This is a genomic window from Dactylosporangium sp. NPDC005572 (assembly GCF_040605515.1).
GTDB lineage: Bacteria > Actinomycetota > Actinomycetes > Mycobacteriales > Micromonosporaceae > Dactylosporangium.
Genome location: NZ_JBEXCY010000140.1, coordinates 1 through 19439, shown reverse-complemented (window position 1 = coordinate 19439; position 19439 = coordinate 1). Strand labels below are relative to the sequence as shown.

Annotated in this window: 17 protein-coding genes; 14 read left to right on the top strand and 3 right to left on the bottom strand. The window is 71.7% G+C overall.

Annotated features, from left to right (window positions below; translation table 11 throughout):
* The first annotated feature begins 67 nt into the window (after positions 1–67).
* Complete coding sequence (locus ABZS66_RS42575) at positions 68–970, top strand: alpha/beta hydrolase (RefSeq protein ID WP_354768153.1); 903 nt, start codon at positions 68–70, stop codon at positions 968–970.
* On the opposite strand, the gene ABZS66_RS42570 is transcribed toward ABZS66_RS42575, so the two are convergent.
* Positions 945–1727 (bottom strand): tyrosine-protein phosphatase, encoded by a 783-nt coding sequence (locus ABZS66_RS42570; protein ID WP_354768151.1) that lies wholly within the window; start codon positions 1725–1727, stop codon positions 945–947. The genes ABZS66_RS42575 and ABZS66_RS42570 overlap by 26 nt on opposite strands.
* A 56-nt stretch (positions 1728–1783) precedes the next feature.
* Between ABZS66_RS42570 and ABZS66_RS42565 the strand changes: the two genes are divergently transcribed.
* The 11 genes from ABZS66_RS42565 to ABZS66_RS42515 all read left to right on the top strand — a co-directional run bounded on the left by ABZS66_RS42565 (position 1784) and on the right by ABZS66_RS42515 (position 13759).
* Positions 1784–3100, top strand: a complete 1317-nt coding sequence (locus ABZS66_RS42565) for an aminotransferase class I/II-fold pyridoxal phosphate-dependent enzyme (protein WP_354768149.1) — start codon at positions 1784–1786, stop codon at positions 3098–3100.
* A gap of 52 nt (positions 3101–3152) precedes the next feature.
* Positions 3153–4763, top strand: a complete 1611-nt coding sequence (locus ABZS66_RS42560; RefSeq protein WP_354768147.1) for an ABC transporter substrate-binding protein — start codon at positions 3153–3155, stop codon at positions 4761–4763.
* 13 nt (positions 4764–4776) lie between these two features.
* Complete coding sequence (locus ABZS66_RS42555; protein WP_354768145.1) at positions 4777–5739, top strand: ABC transporter permease; 963 nt, start codon at positions 4777–4779, stop codon at positions 5737–5739.
* Complete coding sequence (locus ABZS66_RS42550; protein WP_354768143.1) at positions 5736–6593, top strand: ABC transporter permease; 858 nt, start codon at positions 5736–5738, stop codon at positions 6591–6593. The genes ABZS66_RS42555 and ABZS66_RS42550 overlap by 4 nt, the downstream gene beginning before the upstream one ends.
* Positions 6590–7453 (top strand): ABC transporter ATP-binding protein, encoded by an 864-nt coding sequence (locus tag ABZS66_RS42545; protein ID WP_354768141.1) that lies wholly within the window; start codon positions 6590–6592, stop codon positions 7451–7453. Before ABZS66_RS42550 ends, ABZS66_RS42545 begins: the two co-directional genes overlap by 4 nt.
* Entirely contained in the window at positions 7450–8253 is an 804-nt protein-coding gene (locus ABZS66_RS42540; RefSeq protein ID WP_354768139.1) for an ATP-binding cassette domain-containing protein, read from the top strand. The genes ABZS66_RS42545 and ABZS66_RS42540 overlap by 4 nt, the downstream gene beginning before the upstream one ends.
* The gene (locus tag ABZS66_RS42535; RefSeq protein WP_354768137.1) at positions 8246–9244 is read left to right on the top strand and encodes an LLM class flavin-dependent oxidoreductase; all 999 of its coding nucleotides are present in this window, start codon (positions 8246–8248) and stop codon (positions 9242–9244) included. The genes ABZS66_RS42540 and ABZS66_RS42535 overlap by 8 nt, the downstream gene beginning before the upstream one ends.
* Positions 9241–10209 carry an LLM class flavin-dependent oxidoreductase gene (locus ABZS66_RS42530; RefSeq protein WP_354768135.1) on the top strand — a complete coding sequence of 323 codons (969 nt, stop codon included), beginning with the start codon at positions 9241–9243 and terminating at the stop codon, positions 10207–10209. The genes ABZS66_RS42535 and ABZS66_RS42530 overlap by 4 nt, the downstream gene beginning before the upstream one ends.
* Positions 10196–11512, top strand: coding sequence for an LLM class flavin-dependent oxidoreductase (locus ABZS66_RS42525; RefSeq protein WP_354768134.1), 1317 nt, complete (start codon positions 10196–10198; stop codon positions 11510–11512). Before ABZS66_RS42530 ends, ABZS66_RS42525 begins: the two co-directional genes overlap by 14 nt.
* The gene (locus tag ABZS66_RS42520) at positions 11509–12855 is read left to right on the top strand and encodes an LLM class flavin-dependent oxidoreductase (protein WP_354768132.1); all 1347 of its coding nucleotides are present in this window, start codon (positions 11509–11511) and stop codon (positions 12853–12855) included. The genes ABZS66_RS42525 and ABZS66_RS42520 overlap by 4 nt, the downstream gene beginning before the upstream one ends.
* A 262-nt stretch (positions 12856–13117) precedes the next feature.
* Positions 13118–13759, top strand: a complete 642-nt coding sequence (locus tag ABZS66_RS42515; RefSeq protein ID WP_354768130.1) for an NAD(P)-binding domain-containing protein — start codon at positions 13118–13120, stop codon at positions 13757–13759.
* Between the two features lie 136 nt (positions 13760–13895).
* On the opposite strand, the gene ABZS66_RS42510 is transcribed toward ABZS66_RS42515, so the two are convergent.
* The gene (locus ABZS66_RS42510; RefSeq protein ID WP_354768128.1) at positions 13896–14861 is read right to left on the bottom strand and encodes a 2-dehydropantoate 2-reductase N-terminal domain-containing protein; all 966 of its coding nucleotides are present in this window, start codon (positions 14859–14861) and stop codon (positions 13896–13898) included.
* 89 nt (positions 14862–14950) lie between these two features.
* On the opposite strand from ABZS66_RS42510, the gene ABZS66_RS42505 reads away from it, so the two are divergent.
* Positions 14951–15565: a TetR/AcrR family transcriptional regulator gene (locus ABZS66_RS42505; protein WP_354768126.1), complete on the top strand. Its 615-nt coding sequence runs from the start codon at positions 14951–14953 to the stop codon at positions 15563–15565.
* 111 nt (positions 15566–15676) lie between these two features.
* On the opposite strand, the gene ABZS66_RS42500 is transcribed toward ABZS66_RS42505, so the two are convergent.
* Complete coding sequence (locus tag ABZS66_RS42500) at positions 15677–16633, bottom strand: GNAT family N-acetyltransferase (RefSeq protein WP_354768124.1); 957 nt, start codon at positions 16631–16633, stop codon at positions 15677–15679.
* Between the two features lie 417 nt (positions 16634–17050).
* Between ABZS66_RS42500 and ABZS66_RS42495 the strand changes: the two genes are divergently transcribed.
* Positions 17051–18844, top strand: a complete 1794-nt coding sequence (locus ABZS66_RS42495) for a DUF4118 domain-containing protein (protein WP_354768122.1) — start codon at positions 17051–17053, stop codon at positions 18842–18844.
* Positions 18845–19439 lie beyond the last annotated feature (595 nt).

Genomic DNA, 19439 nt, shown 5'->3' with positions numbered 1-19439 from the left:
AGACGCCGGACAACGCACACGGTCCCGTCACGACATAGCTGATCCGCACCCAAGGATGGAGGACGAGGTGGCAGACGAGTTCGCGTTGCTGGCCGGCACCGCACAGGAGGTCGGCTTCGACGCAGCACTACCGGCCGTGCGCCGCGCCGAGGTGGAGACCGCGGACGGGTCGGTGAGTGCGCTGGTGTGGGGTGACGAGCCGCCGCGGTACACCTTCCTGCACGGCCTCGGGTTGAACGCGCACACCTGGGACGCGACCGTGCTGCGACTGAGCAGCCCCGCACTCGCGCTCGACCTGCCCGGACACGGTGACTCCGCCTGGCGCGACGACTTCGACTACACGCCGCGGACCGTGGCCCGGGCCGTGGCGGCCGCGGTCGAGGCGCTTGCCGACGGCCGGCCGCAGGTGCTGGTCGGGCAGTCCCTCGGCGGACTGGTCGCGCTGGCGGTGGCGGAGCTGCGCCCGGACCTGCTGCGCGGGCTCGTCCTGGTCGACGTCTCGCCGGGCGTTCGCGAGCAGGACGCCCAGCAGGTGCGCGCATTCCTGTCCGGGCCGCTGGTGTTCGAGTCCCGCGCACAGCTTGCCGCCCTCGCGGCGAGCGCCGGCATCGCCGAGCCCGGCCCCGCACTGGACCGTGGCGTACTGCAGAACACCAGGGTCCGCGACGACGGCCGGGTGGTCTTCAAGCACCATTTCGGCAGCCCGCCGCCGGACGCGCGCCCGCCGAGGGTCGACTACGCACATCTGTGGTCGGTGCTGGAGGCACTGACCGCGCCGGTCCTGCTCGTGCGGGCCACCGGCGGCTACCTTCCCGACGAGGTCGTCGCCGAGTTCGCGGGGCGGGTGCCCGATGCCCGCATCGTCGACGTCGACTCCCGGCACAACGTCCAGGAGCAGCACCCGGCCCGGCTGGCCGAGGTCATCGCCGACTTCACCGCCGACTTCACCGCTGGGTCCGCCGCCGGCTGACGCAGCGCGGACCCGCGGCCGGCGGCCTGCCCACGAGGACGTCGGCGAGCAGCATCAGGTCCTCGCCGGTGAGGCCGTGCTCCCGGGCGTATTCCTCGGCCGAGCCGTGCCGCGCCTCGATCCGGTCGAAGACCCGCTCCAGGGCGGCCGGCGGGCTCAGCCGCACCAGCGTCTCCAGCTTCGCCACCGGGCGGCCGTGCGCCTGCCGCCAGTGGGCGACGACCTGGTCGAGCAGGGCCGGCGGCAGGTGGTGCTGCGTGGCGGCGTAGTCGTCGACGATCGTGCTGCGCCCGACGCCGACGAGCGCCAGCGCCAGTGCGACGACCAGCCCGGTGCGGTCCTTGCCGGAGGTGCAGTGGACGATCACCGGCGTGCTCCCGGAGCGGGCGAGCACCCGGACCGCCGCGACGAGGGCATGGCCGCGCTCGTGGACGATGTGGTCGTAGAACTCGTCCAGGCCCGCGCCCGCCGCGAGGAAGGTCTCGGGCGCGGCGCCGAGCACGGGCACGTGGACCACCTCGGCGCCGAGGCCCCGCAGGGCGCTCGGGAAGCCGGTGCGCTCGGACTCGTGGCGCAGGTCCACGACCAGCCCGATGCGGCGCGCCGCCAGCTCGCGCCGGTCGTCGTCGTCGAGGCGGTGCAGCGCGTCGGAGCGGTAGAGCTTGCCCCACCGGGTGCGGCCGGTCCCCGCGGCCCGGCCGCCGGTGTCACGCAGGTTGTAGGTGCCGCGCAGCCGCACCAGCCGTTCGGAGATCATAACTAAATCATATCGCTCCCATATATCCTATGGGATTAGTGTAGTATCTCTTGTCGATGACGACTTCCGAGTGGGGCTTCGACACGCTCCAGGTGCACGCCGGCGCTGCCCCCGACCCGGCCAACGGCGCCCGCGCGACACCGATCTTCGCGACGACCAGCTACGTGTTCGACAGCGTCGACCAGGCGGCCGCATCGTTCCGCCTCGACGACCTCGAGCAGCACGCCTACTCGCGACTGTCCAACCCCACGTCGGTCGTCGCCGAGCAGCGCATCGCCGCACTCGAGCACGGCTCGGCCGCAGTCGCCGTGTCGAGCGGCCAGGCCGCGACCACCCTCGCACTGCTCAACCTGCTCCGCAGCGGCGACCATGTGGTCGCCTCCGACCGGGTCTACGGCGGCACGGTCCTGCTGCTGCGCGAGCGCTTCGCCGAGCTCGGCATCGACACGACCTTCGTGTCCGACGTCAACGACCCGGCCGAGTGGCGCCGCGCGACCCGGCCGAACACTCGCGCATTCTTCGCCGAGAGCATCGGCAACCCCACCGGCGTCGTGCTCGACATCGAAACGGTGGCGCAGGTCGCACACGAGCACGCCCGGGTGCCGCTCATCGTCGACAACACCCTCGCCACCCCGTACCTCGTGCGCCCCCTGGACCACGGCGCCGACATCGTCGTGCACTCCACGACGAAGTTCCTGAGCGGGCACGGCACCGCGATCGGCGGCGTCGTCGTCGACGGCGCCAGCTTCGACTTCGGCGCCGAGCCGCGGCGCTGGCCCGGGTTCCACACCGCCGACCCGAGCCACGGCGAGGTCGGGTACTGGGAGCGGTTCGCCAAGCTCGGGCTGGCCTACGCCCTGCGGCTGCGCACGACGGTGCTGCGCGGCTACGGCCCGGCACCCTCGCCGTTCAACAGCTTCCTGCTGCTGCAGGGCCTGGAGACGCTGAGCCTGCGGGTCCGCCAGCACGTCGCCAACGCCCAGGCGGTCGCCGAGTTCCTCGACCGCCATCCGCAGGTGACCCAGGTGCACTACCCGGGCCTGGACACCAGCCCGCACGCCGCGCTGGCCCGCCGCTACCTGCCCCGCGGCGCCGGCGCCGTCGTCTCCTTCGAGCTGGCCGCGGGCCTGGCCAGGGGCCGCCGGTTCGTCGAGGCCGTGCGGCTGTTCAGCCATCTCGCCAACATCGGCGACGTCCGCAGCCTCATCATCCACCCGGCCTCCACCGTCAGCGCCAACCTGACCGAGGAGCAGCTGCGCGCCGGCGGGATCGGGCCGGGCCTGATCCGGCTCTCCGTCGGTATCGAGGACGTCGACGACCTGCTGGCGGACCTGGAACGCGGATTCGAGGCGGTGACCACGCATGTGTCGTAGCCGCTGACGCCTCCGATCCCCTCCAGACCCCTCCCGAGAAGGGAAATCCGTCATGAGCGACGACCTTTCAACCGAGCAGACCGAACAGACCGATACCAGCAGCGTCAGCACCGACCCGACGCTGACCGACCAGAGCGCCGCCAACGCAGCCGCCCGCCGCAAGCGCCGGATCCTCATCAGCGCCGCGACCGCCGTCGTCGTGCTGGCCGCCGCCGGTGGCATCGCCGCCTGGGCGGCGAATGAGCCGGCGAGCAGTCCCTCGAACGCGGCCCCGGAGACCACGCTCACGGTGGCGCTGCAGTTGTTCCCCGAGAACCTCGACATCCGCAGCACCGCCGGTGCCGCGCTCGACCAGACCCTGATCGACAATGTCTACCAGCCGCTGGTCTCCCGCGACCCCAGAGGCAAGATCCTGCCCAGCGTCGCCAAGAGCTGGACCGTGTCCCAGGACGCGCTGACCTACACCTTCGCGCTCGCCCCGGACGCGGCGTTCAGCAACGGCGACCCGCTGACGGCCGCCGACGTGGTGTGGTCGATCACCGAGGTGACGGCGAAGCAGTACCACGACTACCAGGCACTGGCGAGCGTCGGCTCGGTCACCGCGTCCGACGAGCACACCGTGGTGGTCAAGCTCAAGCAGCCGGACCCGACGCTGCTGTACAACCTCGCCGGTCGGGTCGGCCTGGTCTTCGACCAGAAGGCGACCAACGACCGCAAGTCCACGGCGATCGGCTCGGGCCCCTTCCAGGTGTCGAGCTTCAAGCCGGGCGCCACGCTGACCCTCACCCGCAACCCGAAGTACCGGGGTGACCCGGCCCAGGTCGGCACCGTCGTATTCAAGCTGTTCAGCGACACCAACGCGATCGTCAACGCGGTGCAGGCCGGCACCGTCGACGTGGCCAGCATCGACCCCAACCTGCGCTCCCAGGTGCAGAACAACACCGGCTACGACCTGGTCACCGGGTTCGCGTCGGACAAGTTCACGCTCGCCTTCAACAACCGCGTCGCGCCCTTCACCGACCTGCGGGTGCGCCAGGCGATCCGCTACGCGATCGACCACGCGGCGATCGTCAAGGCCGTCGGCGGCGGCAAGACGCTGTCCGGCCCGATCGTCGAGTCCGACCCCGGCTACCAGGATCTGTCCGGCCTGTACCCGTACGACCCGGCCAAGGCCAGGCAGTTGCTCGCCGAGGCCGGCCACGGCAACGGCCTGGAGCTGACGCTGCGCATCGCCTCGTTCTACGGCTCGACGGTCACCGACCTGCTCACCAGCCAGCTCGCCCAGGTCGGCATCAAGCTCACGGTCAAGGCGGAGGAGTTCGCGACCTGGCTCAAGGACGTGTACACCAACCACGACTACCAGCTCAGCATCGTCGACCACGCCGAGGCCCGCGACTTCTACAACTGGGCGAACCCGAAGTACTACTTCGGCTACGACAACCAGCAGGTGCAGCAGCTCTACCAGCAGGCCACGACGGCGGCCTCGGAGGCCGAGTACGCCTCGCTGCTGCAGCAGGCGGCCCGGATCGTCGCCCAGGACGCGGCGGCCGACTGGCTGTACAACCCGACGCCGACCATCGCCGTGCGCAAGGGTGTCACCGGCGTGCCGACGGACTCGACCAGCTCGCGGCTCGACCTGACCGACGCGAAGATCAGCAAGTAGGAAGTGTGGGAGCATGGTCCGGTTCCTGGTACGGAGATTGGCGCTGCTCGTCCTCGGAGTGCTCGGCGCCAGCATGGTGATCTTCCTCGTCCTGCGGGTGTTGCCGGGCGACGTCGCGCAGCTCATCGGCGGGACGAAGGCGACGCCCGAGCAGGTCGCCAGGGTCCGGGCCAACCTCGGTCTCGACCGCAGCCTGCCCGGCCAGTACTTCGACTGGCTGGGCGGGCTGCTCCGGCTCGACCTCGGCCGGTCGCTGCTGACCAACCAGACCGTCAGCTCCGCCCTGGCCGAACGGTTCGGCGTGACGGTTCCCCTCACCGTCCTGGCCTTCGTGGTGACCGCACTGGTCGCGCTACCGCTGGGCATCTACTCCGGCCTGCGGCACGACCGGCGGACCGGGGTGGTGATCAGCTTCGTATCGCAGGCCATGGCCGCCGTGCCGGTGCTGTGGACCGGCCTGCTGCTGATCGTGGTGTTCGGCCGGGGCGTCGGGCTGCTCGGCGTCCTGCCGAGCAACGGCTTCCCCGACGCCGGCTGGGCCGAACCCCTCGCGGCGTTCGAGGCGCTGCTGCTGCCGGCGCTGACCATCGGCATCATCGAGGGGGTCGTGCTACTGCGCTTCGTCCGCTCCGCGGTGCTCGAGGCGCTGGCGCAGGACTACGTGCGGGCCGCCGCGGCTCGCGGCCTGACCCGCACCGGGGCGCTGCTGCGCCACGGCCTGCCGAACGTCGGACTGTCGCTGCTGTCGGTCTCGGCGCTGCAGATCGCCGCCCTCGTCACCGGCGCGGTCGTCGTCGAGTCGCTGTTCAACCTCCCCGGCATCGGGCGGATGCTGGTCGGCGACGTCGGCAGCCGCGACCTCACCAAGGTCCAGGGCGAGGTGCTGTTCCTGACCACGGTCGTGCTGGTGATCGGCACCCTGGTCGACGTCGCGCACCGGCTCGCCGACCCCCGGCAGAAGGTGGAGGCGTCATGAGGGGCTGGATCGGTGAGCTGCTGCGCCGCCCGGCCGGCGTCTTCGGCACGGCGGTCGTCGGCGGGGTCCTCGTCGCGGCGCTCGTCTCGCTGTTCTGGACGCCGTACCCGCTGCTGCGCCAGGACGTCGCCGAGCGGTGGCGCGGACCCGGCTGGTCGCACTGGCTGGGCACCGACCAGATCGGCCGGGACATCCTCAGCTGGTTGCTGGCCGGCAGTCGTACCACGGTGTTCGTCGCCGGCTGGGCCACGCTCGTCGCGGCGCTGCTCGGCATCGCGCTCGCGGCGGCCACCGCGCTGAGCCCGCGCCGGATCGCCGAACCGCTGATCGTGCTCGTCGACATCCTCATCGCATTCCCGTTGCTGCTGATCGCGATGCTGCTGGCGGCGGCGTTCGGTGGCTCCCTCTGGGTCGTCGTCACCGCCGTCGGGACCGGCATCGGGGTGAACATCGCCCGGGTCGTGCGGCCCGAGGTCCGCCGCGTCATCGCGTCGGACTACGTGCTCGCCGCCCGGGCCAGCGGCGTCGGGCCGGCCGGAATCCTGGCCCGGCACGTCGTGCCCAACGTGGGTCCGGTCATGATCGTGCAGCTGTCGTACGTGGCCGCGGTGGCGGTCCTCGCCGAGGCGAGCCTGTCGTACCTCGGCTACGGCGCCCCGCCCGGCGCGGCCTCGTGGGGCCGCAGCCTCGCCGACTCGCAGCAGTACATCGGCGTCCAACCGGCGTCGGTGCTGTGGCCCGGGCTCGCCATCGCGCTGACCGTCCTCGCCGTCACCCTGCTCGGGGACGCGCTGCGGGAGGCGCTGGACCCGCGGCTGCGCCGCCGGTCCGTCGCTCAGGAGGCCGCTCGATGAGTCTCGAGATCGAGGACCTGCGGATCGCCATCCGCGGCAGGACGGTCGTGGACGGGGTGAGCCTGTCGCTCGGCGACGGCGACCGGCTGGGCCTGATCGGCGAGTCCGGGTCGGGCAAGTCGCTGACCGCCCTCGCCATGCTGGGGCTGCTGCCGCCCGGCAGTACGGTCTCCGGCAGCATCCGGCTGGACGGCCGGGAGCTGGTCGGCCGCAGCGACCGGGAGCTGGCGGCCGTGCGCGGCCGGCAGGCCGGCATCGTGTTCCAGGAGCCCGCCACCGCGCTCAACCCGGTGCGCCGGGTCGGCGCCCAGATCGGCGAGTCGCTGCGCATCCACTACGGCTTCACCAAACGGCAGGCGCTGGAGCGGGCCGTCAAGCTGGCCGCGCGGGTGCACCTGCCCGACCCGGAGCGGATCGTGTACCGCTACCCGCACGAGCTGTCCGGCGGCCAGCGGCAGCGCGTCGCGATCGCAGCCGCGATCGCGACCGGGCCGCGGCTCATCATCGCCGACGAGCCGACGACCGCGCTGGACGTGACGATCCAGGCCGGCATCCTGGACCTGTTCGACCACGAGGTCACCCGGTCCGGCGCGTCGCTGCTGTTCATCACCCACGACCTGGCGGTGCTGGCCCGGATCGTCGCCCGCGCCGCCGTGCTCGCCGACGGCCGGGTGATCGAGCAGGCGGCAGTCGCCGACCTGCTGGCGTCCCCGGCCCATCCGGTCACCGCCGCGCTGGCGGCCGCCGCCTACGCGACCAGCTTCGTCGGCGCGCCGGTGGCGAGCCGGCCGCTCCCGGCCGGCACTCCCGTGGCGAGCCAACCGCTCGCAGCCGACGCACCCGTGGCGAGCCGGCCGTGAGCGCGCCGCTGCTCAGCGCCCGCGGGCTGGCGCGCGACTACCGGCTGCCCCGGCAGCGCCTCGGCGGCCCGCACCCGGTGCACCACGCGCTGGTGGACGTCGACCTCGACGTCGACGCGGGCGAGATCGTCGCCGTGATCGGCGAGTCGGGGTCGGGCAAGTCGACCCTGGCCCGGCTGCTGCTCGCCCTGGACCGGCCTACCCGCGGGCAGGTCACGTTCGACGGCCGGCCGGTCGTCGCGGGCCCGGCCCGCAACCTGCGCTGGCTGCGCGCGGGCACCGGCATCGTGCTGCAGGACCCGTACGCCTCGCTCGACCCGCGCTTCCGCGTCCACGACGTCATCGCCGAGCCGCTGCGCGCGCTGAAGGTGCCCGGCGACCACCGCCGGCTCGTCGCCGACGTGCTGACGCGGGTCGGCCTCGGCCCGGACCGCGCGGCGTCCTACCCGCACGAGCTGTCGGGCGGCCAGCGCCAGCGCGTCGCGCTCGCCCGCGCTATCGTGCACCGCCCGCGGCTGCTCGTCGGCGACGAGCCGACGAGTGCCCTCGACGTCACCGTCCGGGCCGAGATCATCGCGCTGCTGCGCGACCTGAACGCCACGCTCGGCCTCGCCGTGGTCCTGGTGTCGCACGACCTGGGCCTGGTGCAGCGCTTCGCCGAGCGGGTGGTGGTGATGCACGCCGGGCGGGTCGTCGAGTCCGGCCCGACCGGCGCCGTGCTGGACGACCCCCGGCACGCCTACACGCGCGGCCTCGTCGCCGCCGTCCCGCGCCTGCCTGTGAGGAGCACCGATGCCTGATCCCGACAAGCCGTTCAAACTGGGTTTCCTGACGCACGTCCACGGCTACGGCAAGCCGGCCGAGCAGGTGTACGCCGAACTGCTCGACACCGTCGCCGCGGCCGAGGCGTTCGGCTACGACGGGGTCTTCCTCGCCCAGCACCACTTCAGCCACGACGGCGCCCGGCTGCCGTCGCCGCTCGTGCTGCTCGCCGCCGCGGCCCGCCGGACCGGCCGGATCGAGCTGGGCACCGCGATCAGCACCATCCCGCTGGAGGACCCGCTGCGCTTCGCCGAGGACGCCGCCGTGCTCGACGAGCTGTCCGGCGGGCGGGTACAGCTCGGCCTCGGCACCGGTGGCGCGAACGCGGCCGCGTACCCGGCGTTCGGCTTCACCTCGGACACGCTGGACGACCGCTACGTGCAGGCGCTGGAGGTCGTGCACGGCGCGCTGGAGGGCAAGCCGGTGCGGGGCACCGAGCTCGTGCTGCACCCCCCGGCGCCACAGCTGCGCGGGCGCATCTGGCAGTCCACGTCCCGCGCCGAGAAGGCCCGCCGGATCGCCCGGACCGGCGACGGGCTGTTCATCGGCACGTTCATCCACCGGCCGGAGGACGACCAGCTGCCGCTCATCGACGCCTACCGGGCCGCCTGGACCGGGCCCGGCCGGCCGCGCGTCGGCGCCGCCCGGGCGGTCTTCCCGGGCCGCTCGCGGGCGGACGCCCTGGCCGACCTCGGCCGCGGCCTGGCCCTGTTCCGCCAGCAGGTCCAGCGGTTCACCGACCTGTCCGGGTACGACGACGAACAGCTCGCCGAGCGCATCAACGTCCACTACGGCAGCACCGCCGACGTCGTCGGCAGCCTGCGCCGCGACCCGGCCCTGTTCGGCCACGTGGACTACTTCTTCCCAGTGGTACAGCACGAGGCGTCCAGCGCCGCGGAGGACATCCGCCGGCTGGAGATCATCGCCACCGAGGTGGCGCCCGAGTTCGGCTGGAGGCCGGCGTCGTGACCTTCGGATTCCAGACCCACGTCCACGGGACCGCACCGGCGCGGGAGCTGCTGCCCGGCCTGGTGGACCTGTACGTCGCCGCGGAGGAGCTCGGGTTCACCTCCGGCTGGCTGGCCCAGCACCACCTCGGCAACGACGCCGGCCGGCTGCCGTCGCCGCTGGTGCTGCTCGCCGCGGCGGCCGAGGCGACCAGCACGATCCGCCTCGGCACCAGCGTCGTCGTGCTGCCGCTGGAGCACCCGGTCCGGGTCGCCGAGGACGCCGCGGTGCTCGACGTGCTGTCCGGCGGGCGGCTCGAACTGGGCCTGGGCGCCGGCGGGCCGTCCGTGCCCGAGTTCGCCGCGTTCGGCAAGGACCCCGCCCGCCGGCACGAGCTCTACGCCGAGCACCGCGACCTCCTGCTGCACCTGCTCGGCGGTGGTGAGCTGGCCGACGGGCTGCGGGTCAACCCGGTGCGGCCGCAGCTGCTGGAGCGGATCTGGGAGTCGCCGTCCACCCCACAGCGCGCCGCCGAGCTCGCCGCGACCGGCCGCGGCCTGCTGGTCGGCATCGGGCCGGGCCCGGTGCAGCGCGCCCTCGCCGACGCGTACCTCGCCGCCGGCGGCAGCCGGGTGGCGGCGTTCCGCGGCGGCTTCCCCGCGCTGGTCCCCGGCGGCGACCGGGACAGCCAGGCTGCGCTGCTGTGGCCAGACGTGCGCCGGTTCGCCGAGGGCCCGCTCTCGCAGCAGTACCTCGGCGACGCGCCCGGACCGCACGAGGTGCTCGCCGCGCTGAACGTCCACTACGGCAGCGGCGAGCAGGTGGCTGCCTCGGTGCTCACCGACCCGCTGCTGCCCGTCGCCGCGGACTTCGTCTTCGCCGTGCAGGCGGAGAGCACGAGCATCGACGCCGCGGTACGGACCCTGCAGCGGCTGGCGTCCGACGTCGTCCCGCAGCTGAGCGGAGCCGTCCATGCCACGCCCTGACCATCTGCAGTTCGGGGCGCTCGTCCACGGCTCGGGCGGGCACATCGCCGGCTGGCGCCACCCGCGCGCCACCCCCGACGGCGAGCTCGACCTCGACGCTCACGTCCGCCTCGCCCGCACCCTGGAGGACGCCGGGTTCGCCGCGCTGTTCGTCGCCGACGTCGTGGCGATCTGGGGCCACCAGCTCGACTCGCTGCACCGCACCACCCGTGCCGACTACCTCGAACCGATCACCCTGCTCGCCGCGCTGTCCCAGCAGACCTCCCGGATCGGCCTGGTCGCCACGGCCACCACCAGCTACAACGAGCCGTACAACCTGGCCCGCAAGTTCGCCTCCCTCGACCACATCTCCGGCGGGCGGGCCGGCTGGAACGTCGTGACGAGCGTGGTGCCGCTCGAGGCGGCGAACTTCGGCCGGGCCGAGCATTTCGGCCACGCGGAACGCTACGAGCGGGCGGCCGAGTTCGTCGACGTCGTCAAGGGCCTTTGGGACTCCTACGCCGACGACGCGCTCATCCGTGACAAGGAGGCCGGCCTGTACTTCCGGCGGGACGGCCGGCGGGCGATCGACCACCACGGCAAGCATTTCGACGTCGCCGGGCCACTGAACCTGGCCCGCCCGCCGCAGGGCCACCCGGTGCTGTTCCAGGCCGGGGCGTCGCAGACCGGCCGCGCGTTCGCGGCCCGCGTCGGGGAGGTCGTCTTCACCGCGCCGCTGAACACCGACGAGGCCGTGCGGTACCGCCGGGACCTGGACGCCGCGGTGACCGGGGCCGGCCGCGACCCCGGCGACGTGCGGGTGTGGCCGATCCTGACCCCGATCGTCGCCGACACCGACGCCGAGGCCGGCGAGATCCTCGCCGAGCTCGGCTCGCTCATCCACGACGACGTGCTGCGCCGCCTGGTCCAGGACAACTTCGGCGACGAGGACTTCAGCGACCTCGACCTCGACGAGCCGCTGCCCGACTTCGGCGGCGACACCAACCGGTCGCAGAGTCGCCGCGCCGGGCTCCTCGCCGTGGCCCGCGCCGAGCGGCTGACGCTGCGGCAGCTGGCCCTGCGGTTCTCGGCCCGCGCCGACACCGCCGGCTCGGCGGCGACGGTCGCCGATCGGATCGCCGCAGTGTGGCGCACCGGCGCGGTCGACGGGTTCAACGTGTCGTTCCCGTACCTGCCCGAGCAGGCCGACCGGTTCACCGCCGAGGTGCTGCCGATCCTGGCCGAGCGGGGACTGTTCCGGCCGGCCGAGGGCGCGACCCTCCGGGAACGTCTCGGCCTGCCGCTGCCGAAGGGACCACGATGAGCATCCGCCAGCTGCACCTGAACGGCTTCCTCAAGGGCGCCGGCGAGTACCACGCCGGCTGGCGGGTGCCCGGCAACCCGCCGGACGCCGGCGTGAACTTCGCGTTCCTCGCCGAGCAGGTCCGCCGGCTGGAGGCGGCGACGTTCGACTCGGTGTTCCTGCCCGACCTGCTCGGCGTGCCCGACGACCCGCCGGAGGTGACCGAACGGGTCGCCTGGGTCAACGACACCCTCGAACCGACGACGGTCCTGGCCGCACTGACGACGCTCACCAGCCGGATCGGGTTGGTGGCGACCGCGTCCACCTCGTACAACCAGCCGTACACCGTCGCCCGGGTGTTCGCGTCGCTGGACCACCTGTCGAAAGGCCGCGCCGGCTGGAACGTCGTCACCTCACTCAACGACGCCGAGGCCCGCAACTTCGGGCTCGACGCGCACCTGCCGCACGACCAGCGGTACCGCCGCGCCGAGGAGTTCTTCGACGTCGTGGCCGGCCTGTGGGACTCCTTCGACGACGACGCCGTGCTGGCCGACCGGACGACGGGCCGGTTCTTCGACCCGGACAAGCTGCACTGGCTGCACCACCACGGGGCGTACTTCGACGTCGCCGGGCCGCTGAACATCCGCCGCCCGCCGCAGGGCCGGCCGGTGATCGCCCAGGCCGGCTCGTCCGGCGCCGGCCGGGCCCTGGCCGCGCGGATCGCCGACGTCGTGTTCACCCGCGCCCTGCCACTGCCCGACGCGCAGGCCTACTACGCGAGCGTCAAACAGCAGGCGGCGCGGCTCGGCCGGGACCCGGACCGGATTCTCGTGCTGCCCGAGCTGGCCACCGTCGTGGCCCCGACCAGGGCCGAGGCCGAGGACCGGTTCGCGGCGGTCCGCGACCTGCTCGACCCGCGGGTGGCGCTGGCCGACGTGCAGTACTGGGCGGGCGTCGAGCTGTCCGGGCTGCCGCTCGACGCGCCGCTGCCGCTGCCGCCGGCCGGCAGCAACCGCAGTGCGGGCGCGCAGGCGGAGATCTACGCGCAGGCCGCGCGGGACGGCCTGACGATCGGCGACCTGGTGCGCATCGTCTCCGACGGCGACGGCGCGATCATCGGCACGCCGGCTGACGTCGCCGACCACATCGAGGAACACTTCACGCAGGGCGCCGCCGACGGCTTCAACGTCTCGTTCCCGTGGCAGCCCGAGACGCTGGTCGACTTCACCCAGCTCGTCGTGCCCGAACTGCGCCGCCGCGGGTTGTTCCGCACCGAGTACACCGGCCGGACGCTGCGCGAGCACCTCGGCCTGGACCGCCCCGCCTCCCGCTGGGCCTCGGCGAGCAGGACCGGTTCCTGGTAACGCGGCCGCGCGGCGAGGAGGTCACATTCCGCCAGGTTCTGACCAGAGTGCCCGCGACCCGGGTCGGGCCGGACGCGTTCTGCGTGCTGATCCACCCCTGCGGGCCTGCCAGTCCGGCTTCGATACTTCGGTCGCCGCCTCAGCGGGAAGCCCTCGCGGGTCTGCACGTGTATCCGAGTACCACCTCGATGCCCTGGTATGTCACATCGGGCACCGTGCCGGGCAAGGGAATAGCCCTTGCGTGGGGCGGGTTCTGCGCAGCGTGACTACATTCGGCATCATCGGGGCAGGACACATCGGCAGCGCGGTCGCCCGGGCCGTGATCGCGCTCGGCCATGACGTCGTGATCGCGAACTCCCGCGGACCCGAGACCCTGTCCGCCCTTGTCGAGGACCTGGGGCCGGCCGCGCGGGCGGCGAGCGCGGCCGAGGCGGGTGCGGCGGGCGACGTGGTCGTCGTCACGATCCCGTTCGGCCGCTACCGCGAGGTTCCGATCGAGCCGCTCGCCGGCAAGATCGTGCTCGACACCAACAACTACTACTGGGAGCGCGACGGCCGGTTCCCCGAACTCGACCGCGGTGAGGCCACCACCTCCGGACTCCTGCAGGCCCACCTGACCGGGGCGAAGGTGGTCAAGGCGTTCAACCACATCGCCGCAGCCGGCATCAACACCGACGGCTCGCCGGCGGGCACGCCCGGCCGGCGCGCGCTGACCGTGTCGTCGGACTATCCGGAGGCCGTCGCGTTCGTCGTCGACCTCTACGACAAGATCGGGTTCGACGCCGTCGACGTCAGTCCGCTCAGCGAGTCGTGGCGGGTCGAGCGCGACCGGCCGGCCTACGTCATCCGCCAGGACAAGGCGGAACTGGAGGCGAACCTCGCGAAGGCGCCGCGCACCGTCTGATCCGCCCAGCCCGCGGGCCAGGCAGGCAGGACCAGACCGCTCGTATGGGCGGAAACCGGATGAGCGCCGTTCCAGTCTGGGATGCGGCGGACCGAGGAGCCGCAATGGACCACCGGGACCGACGACGTCGGTGGGTTCAGACTCGACCCGTTCCCTCACGGGCGAAGTTCGGTTCCGCCGCTTCCAGTCGCGGTACCGAGATGCCCAACCGTCGTGCTTCGGCCAGGGTGTCCCGGCAGACCTCACGCGGCTCCTCGGCGTCGGGGTCGGAGTGCGCCGCAAAATTCACGCGCACGGGCGCGACATGAGCAGTCAGCCAGGCGAGCGCGGGGGCCGTCAGCCAGGTGGGCGCCCGGAACAGCAGCACACCGCCCCGGTGACGTCGCAGGTCAAGGCCGCGCGCCTCGAGGAGCGGCAGCAGCTCGCGGCCAGCCAGCAGCCCCTCGCGCAGGTCGCCCGTTGCCCCGGCCAGCTTGGACAGGGAACCCAGCCGCAGGCCCTGCGAGAACAGGCCCGCGTCCGACACGAAATGGACCCACAGCCAGCCGCGGAAGTCAGGCTGCTCCTTGAGCCGGAACCCAGCCTCGCGAAACACCCTGCGCACGGCCCGCTCACGGTCGGTCGGGGGCTGGCCGAGGGTGCCGAAGATGACCGACGGCAGCAGCGCCCCACGGAGCACGCCGTCCGCGCCGAAACCGCCACCGGCCTGGGGAAAGCCCCAGGCGATCTGGTCGACAGGGAGTGCGCCGACCGCGGCCAGCGGCTCGGTCCAGATGTTGCCGAAGACCAGCACTGTGGCTTGACCGACGCGCGGCGCCAGGAAGGCCGTGGCCTCCGCGAGGCGGTGGTGCGGCACGCTGAGCACGATCAGGTCGAAGTCGTGGTCCGGCTCCAGCGCCTCGCGGTAGCGCACCGGCCACTTCTTGACGACGCGCTGCCCCCACACCCGGCGCCGCGTATCGAGCAGGTCGAGATCTGTCGTGTCCCCGTACGCTGCCGCGCGGCCCGGGCGGACGTAGAACTCGACGTCATGTCCCGACTGTTGCAGGGCCCAGCCGTAGACGGTGGCGATCACGCCGCGGCCGAACATCAGGATCTTCACGCTGCACCTCGTGGGTACGATCGATTTGGAGGTCATCTCCATTTTCCAAAATATGGAGGTCATCTCCATTTGTCAACGCGAGGTAGCGCATGACCGCCGACAAGCCGCTGCGGGCCGACGCCCAACGCAAGCGCGAGGCCCTGCTCGCCAAGGCACGAGAGGTCTTCGACGCCGGCGACTTCTTCGACCTGCGCTTCGACGACTTCGCCCGCCTGGCCGGGGTGGGCACGGGCACGCTGTACCGGCACTTCCCCACCAGGGAGGCGCTGGCCGAGGCGGTCTACCACGGGGAAGTCGCCGCGCTGTGCGACCGCGCCCGCCAGCTACAAGCCACGCTGCCCGCGGCGGAGGCTTTGGCGACCTTCCTACGCGGCATGGTCGACCACATGGATGCCCACGAGGGCCTGGCCCGGACGCTGGCCACGCTCATGGCCGATCGCTCGGGCGTCCTCGCCGAGGGCAGCCGGGCGCTGGAGCAGGCCGTCACCGACCTGGTGGCCGCCGCCGTGCGGGACGGCACCGTTCGCGACGACGTGGGTGCCGGTGCCGTGATGATGGCGCTGCACGGCATCGGTGCGGCCCACGACCGCCCCGGTTGGCGAGCCGAGGCCGACGATGTCATCACCCTCGTGCTGGACGGGCTGCGCCGCCCGCACTCAGCCCAGGCGACCATCCGTACGCCTTCGAGAAGGAGAGGTGCATGAGGTGCAACCAGCGGCACGGCATCAAGTACGGGATCAACCAGCTCAAGCTCAACCGCAGCGTCGCCGCCCGCTATGTGAAAGGATCCGGTTAGTGCCGCGATCGGCGATGCGTCAGCTGACCTGATCCGCCCACCCCGCCCGGACGAGTATTTCGGTGGCGATGTCAGCGGGGGTGCGGTCGTTCCTGACCGTGAAGTCCTCAACGGCGGTCTCGGTCGGTGGGGGCCCATGCCGGTCCAGCGCCCTCAGATGCTGTTCGAGTTTTGGTCCCGTGTCTCGTTGGCGCAGGCGGTTGCGAACGGTGTCGGCATCAGCGGTCAACCTGACCACACGGACGTCACAGCCCGCGAGACTCTGCGTATATCGTTCCCGCAGGGCCACGCTCTCGATGACGGCTGCGGCGACGACGAACCGCGCGCCGGCGGCCCTGAAGTTCGCCCACACCGAGGCCAGATTGACGCACTTGAGCTCGTCATACACTCCTCCACCCGCAGGGCCCACGCTCGGGGGCGGCCCGAACTGAGCCAACAGGTCTGTGTCAACGACCGCCGTGACGTGGCCGGCTCCGGTCAGCTCCCGTCCGACCGCTTCGGCCACGGTCGATTTCCCCACCCCGGCGACGCCGTTGAGCAGTAAGGCTCGATAGCCAGGCGTCTGAACGGCTTCCGAGCCCGAGACAGGACAGGCTGATGCCGTTGCGTCCGGCTGCAATAGGAACCAGTAGCTGACCGTGGGACCTTGTGCGGCCAGACCACCGCCCAACGACTCGTACAGAGCCCGGGCGGGGACGTTCGCCTCGCCTGTCGTCAAGAGCATCCTGCTGGCACCGGCCTGCGCGCCGGCCGACATGAACGCACGTAGCAGTGCCCTACCGATTCCCCGCCGACGGTGTTCTTGCGCCACCTCCAGTCGATGAAGGTAGAGCATCGAGGAGGCATCCGGTCGGATCAAGTGATGGCCCCAGCACCATCCGAAGATCTCTTCACCGTCGGAGGCCACGAAGGCCAAAGCACATGGACTGCGTAGGAACGCCTGGCCGCCGCCCGACACCGCCCCGAATGTACCCATGGCTCGATCAAAGAGCCGAACGTCGGCTGCTGCCACTCGACGGATCACACGCCATTCTGGCCCTCGACCCGCCAAGATCTCGACACGGGAGCGCACGGATCTGCCGCAGACAACGCCCGCGCGTGCGGCACCAGCGTTGGGCCCGACTGCCGAGAGTGACGAGGTGCGGGAACCGCCCGGCGCAGGCGGGGCTAGGTACGCCCTGGTGGAGTCACCGACCTCCGTCATAGCCAACTGAGATGGGCGCCAAGTACCTGACCGCCGCGCGTCTCGGTCCCTTGGCCGCTGCAGCCCACGACAGACGCCGAGCCGAAACCGGTGAAATCGGACTACAGTTGCCTGGTGCGCGTCGGTTCGCGGTCACGACTGGTGCGACTGACTCCCCCGTCCCGCAGGGTCGGAATCACGGTCGCCATCTTGATGATCGCGGTGGAGACTCTTCTGCTCTACCCGCTGCGATCGATCGTGCAGCCGTTGTCCCCGGGCATGATCTACATCATCGGCGTGCTGGTCGTCTCGATGGTGTGGGGGATGTGGCTGGGCATCGCCACATCGGCGGCGAGCGCCCTGGCGTTCTTCATCTTCCACATCCCGCCCTTCGGCGAGGTCGCCGTCTCGGACGTGCGGGAACTGTTGGAGGTGGCGGTCTTCTTCGTCATCGCGGTGGCCACGAGCGTCACGGCGAACGTGTTACGGCTGCGCATCGTGCGGGCGGAGGAGTCCGACCTCACCGCCGACATGGCCAGGCTGCTGCTGCACGCGGACGACCCTGCCGAGGTACTGCCTGCGGTCGCGCAGCGCATCGCAGACGCGCTCGAACTGCCGGACGCCGCGATCGATGACACCGTCGTTTCCGGCGATGACCGGCAGTGGGCGTTTCCGTTGCATGCCGGCACCACCCCGGTAGGCACCCTACGGGTGCCGCGCGGGGTGCCCGAGCCAACGGTGCAGCGTCTGCGGGAGCGCGTCGTGCCGTCGCTCGCATCGCTGCTGGAGGCCGGGTACGAACGCGCGGCAATGATGGACTCGCTGGGTCGGCTCGCCACCGAACAAGCAGCCTTGAGGCGGGTGGCGACACTCGTGGCGCGAGGCGGCCCTCCGCCCGAGGTCTTCGACGTGATCACCACGGAGCTGCACGGGCTTCTCGGTGAAGGCAACCTGCAGGGTCAGTACTCCACGTGGCTGCTGCGTTACGAGCCCGACGGCATGGTCAGCGTCCTGTCGACCAGCCGTTCCGGTCTCACACCGCAGCAGCTGCACTGGTCAGCGGCGGGCGAGAACGTCCTGGCGCTGGTGCGGGACACAGGTCGGCCCGCGCGGATGGACAGCTTCGAAGGCGCCATCGGCCCCGCCGCGGCGCTCGCACGCGAGTTGGGCATCCGCTCCGCGGTCGGGGTCCCGATCGCCGTCGAAGGGCACCTGTGGGGCGTGGCGGCCCTAGCGTCGGATCAGCCCGGTCCGCTGCCACCCAACACCGAGGCGCGCATCGCGAACTTCGTGGACCTCGCCGCCACCGCAATCGCCAACGCCGACAGCCGGGCCGAACTCGCCGCATCCCGCGCCCGGCTCGTCGCCGCCGCGGACCAGGCCCGTCAGCGGATCGAGCGCGAGCTGCACGACAGCGCGCTGCAGCAACTCATCGGCATCGGGCTGCAGCTGGGCCTCGTGCAAGCCAGTCTGTCGCCCGAACTGGACCGGACCAAGGCAGAGTTGTCGAACGCCGTGTACGGCCTGAACAGCGTCGTGGACAACATGCGAGAGATCTCACGGGGCATCCATCCGACGCTGCTCGCCGCAGGCGGACTGCAACCTGCAATCAAGTCACTCGCCCGCAAATCATCGGTACCGGTCGAACTCGACATCCATACCGAGCAGCGCATGCCCCCGGTCATCGAGGTCGCCGCTTACCACATCGTGTCCGAAGCGCTGACCAACACGGCCGAACACGCCCACGCCTCCGTCGTCCAGGTAGAGGCGGCGATGCGGGACGGCACCCTGTGCCTGTCCATCCACGACGACGGTGTCGGAGGCGCCGACCCCGACCGCGGCTCTGGCCTGACCGCCCTTCGAGACCGGGTCGAAGCACTCGGCGGACACCTGACCATCACCAGCCCCACCAACAGCGGCACGTTACTGCAGGCCGACATCCCGATCGACCTTCCCGAACCCCACCCCGCCGCCGCCCGGCCTTCGCAGCGACACCGACCATAGCTGCCGCCCGTTTCGGACCGTCGCCTGAAGGTGAGCGTGGGAGGCGTGGGCATGCCTGGCGGTGTTCGCCAAAGACTCCGCGACGATGTGGTAGGCCGTCATCTCGACGGGCTCGGGACGTCGAACTCGACGGGGAGGCGCCTGCTCCAGACCCAAGCCCGGCGTCGACCGCGCCGACTCGCACCCCTCAAGCCTGCCACGGTCGATCGATGCCTCATTCGTCATCACACCCGCCTCGGCGTACGCTTTTCGTAGCGATGATCACATGCGACGCGGTCCGTCCAACGTGTGCCAGCATCGCCGATTGCCCGTGAGGTGGCTGAGGTGGAGCTCACTGGCGTCCTAGTGCTTGCAGCGCTCTGGCTGTTTTGCGCCGTAGCAGCACTCTGCGTCGCGGCTCGAATCGCCCGCCAGAACGAGGAACAGATCCGGCATTATGGGCACAAGCGTAAGCGGGCCAGGCGACGCTGAAGCCCCATCGGGTCGTACCCCTCCGAACACTCGCTTGGGGCACCACTCCACCACGCGTATCCCACCGCTCCCCTAAGGCCTGTTTCATAACTGAGCCCGGGCTGCGGCGGGCCCAGATTCCGCC

Coding starts and splice junctions, on each gene's coding strand:
- ABZS66_RS42570 (WP_354768151.1), bottom strand. CDS start 1,727: ATGATCTCCGAACGGCTGGTGCGGCTGCGCGGCACCTACAACCTGCGT.
- ABZS66_RS42560 (WP_354768147.1), top strand. CDS start 3,153: ATGAGCGACGACCTTTCAACCGAGCAGACCGAACAGACCGATACCAGC.
- ABZS66_RS42555 (WP_354768145.1), top strand. CDS start 4,777: ATGGTCCGGTTCCTGGTACGGAGATTGGCGCTGCTCGTCCTCGGAGTG.
- ABZS66_RS42550 (WP_354768143.1), top strand. CDS start 5,736: ATGAGGGGCTGGATCGGTGAGCTGCTGCGCCGCCCGGCCGGCGTCTTC.
- ABZS66_RS42525 (WP_354768134.1), top strand. CDS start 10,196: ATGCCACGCCCTGACCATCTGCAGTTCGGGGCGCTCGTCCACGGCTCG.
- ABZS66_RS42505 (WP_354768126.1), top strand. CDS start 14,951: ATGACCGCCGACAAGCCGCTGCGGGCCGACGCCCAACGCAAGCGCGAG.
- ABZS66_RS42520 (WP_354768132.1), top strand. CDS start 11,509: ATGAGCATCCGCCAGCTGCACCTGAACGGCTTCCTCAAGGGCGCCGGC.
- ABZS66_RS42500 (WP_354768124.1), bottom strand. CDS start 16,633: ATGGGTACATTCGGGGCGGTGTCGGGCGGCGGCCAGGCGTTCCTACGC.
- ABZS66_RS42535 (WP_354768137.1), top strand. CDS start 8,246: ATGCCTGATCCCGACAAGCCGTTCAAACTGGGTTTCCTGACGCACGTC.
- ABZS66_RS42565 (WP_354768149.1), top strand. CDS start 1,784: ATGACGACTTCCGAGTGGGGCTTCGACACGCTCCAGGTGCACGCCGGC.
- ABZS66_RS42545 (WP_354768141.1), top strand. CDS start 6,590: ATGAGTCTCGAGATCGAGGACCTGCGGATCGCCATCCGCGGCAGGACG.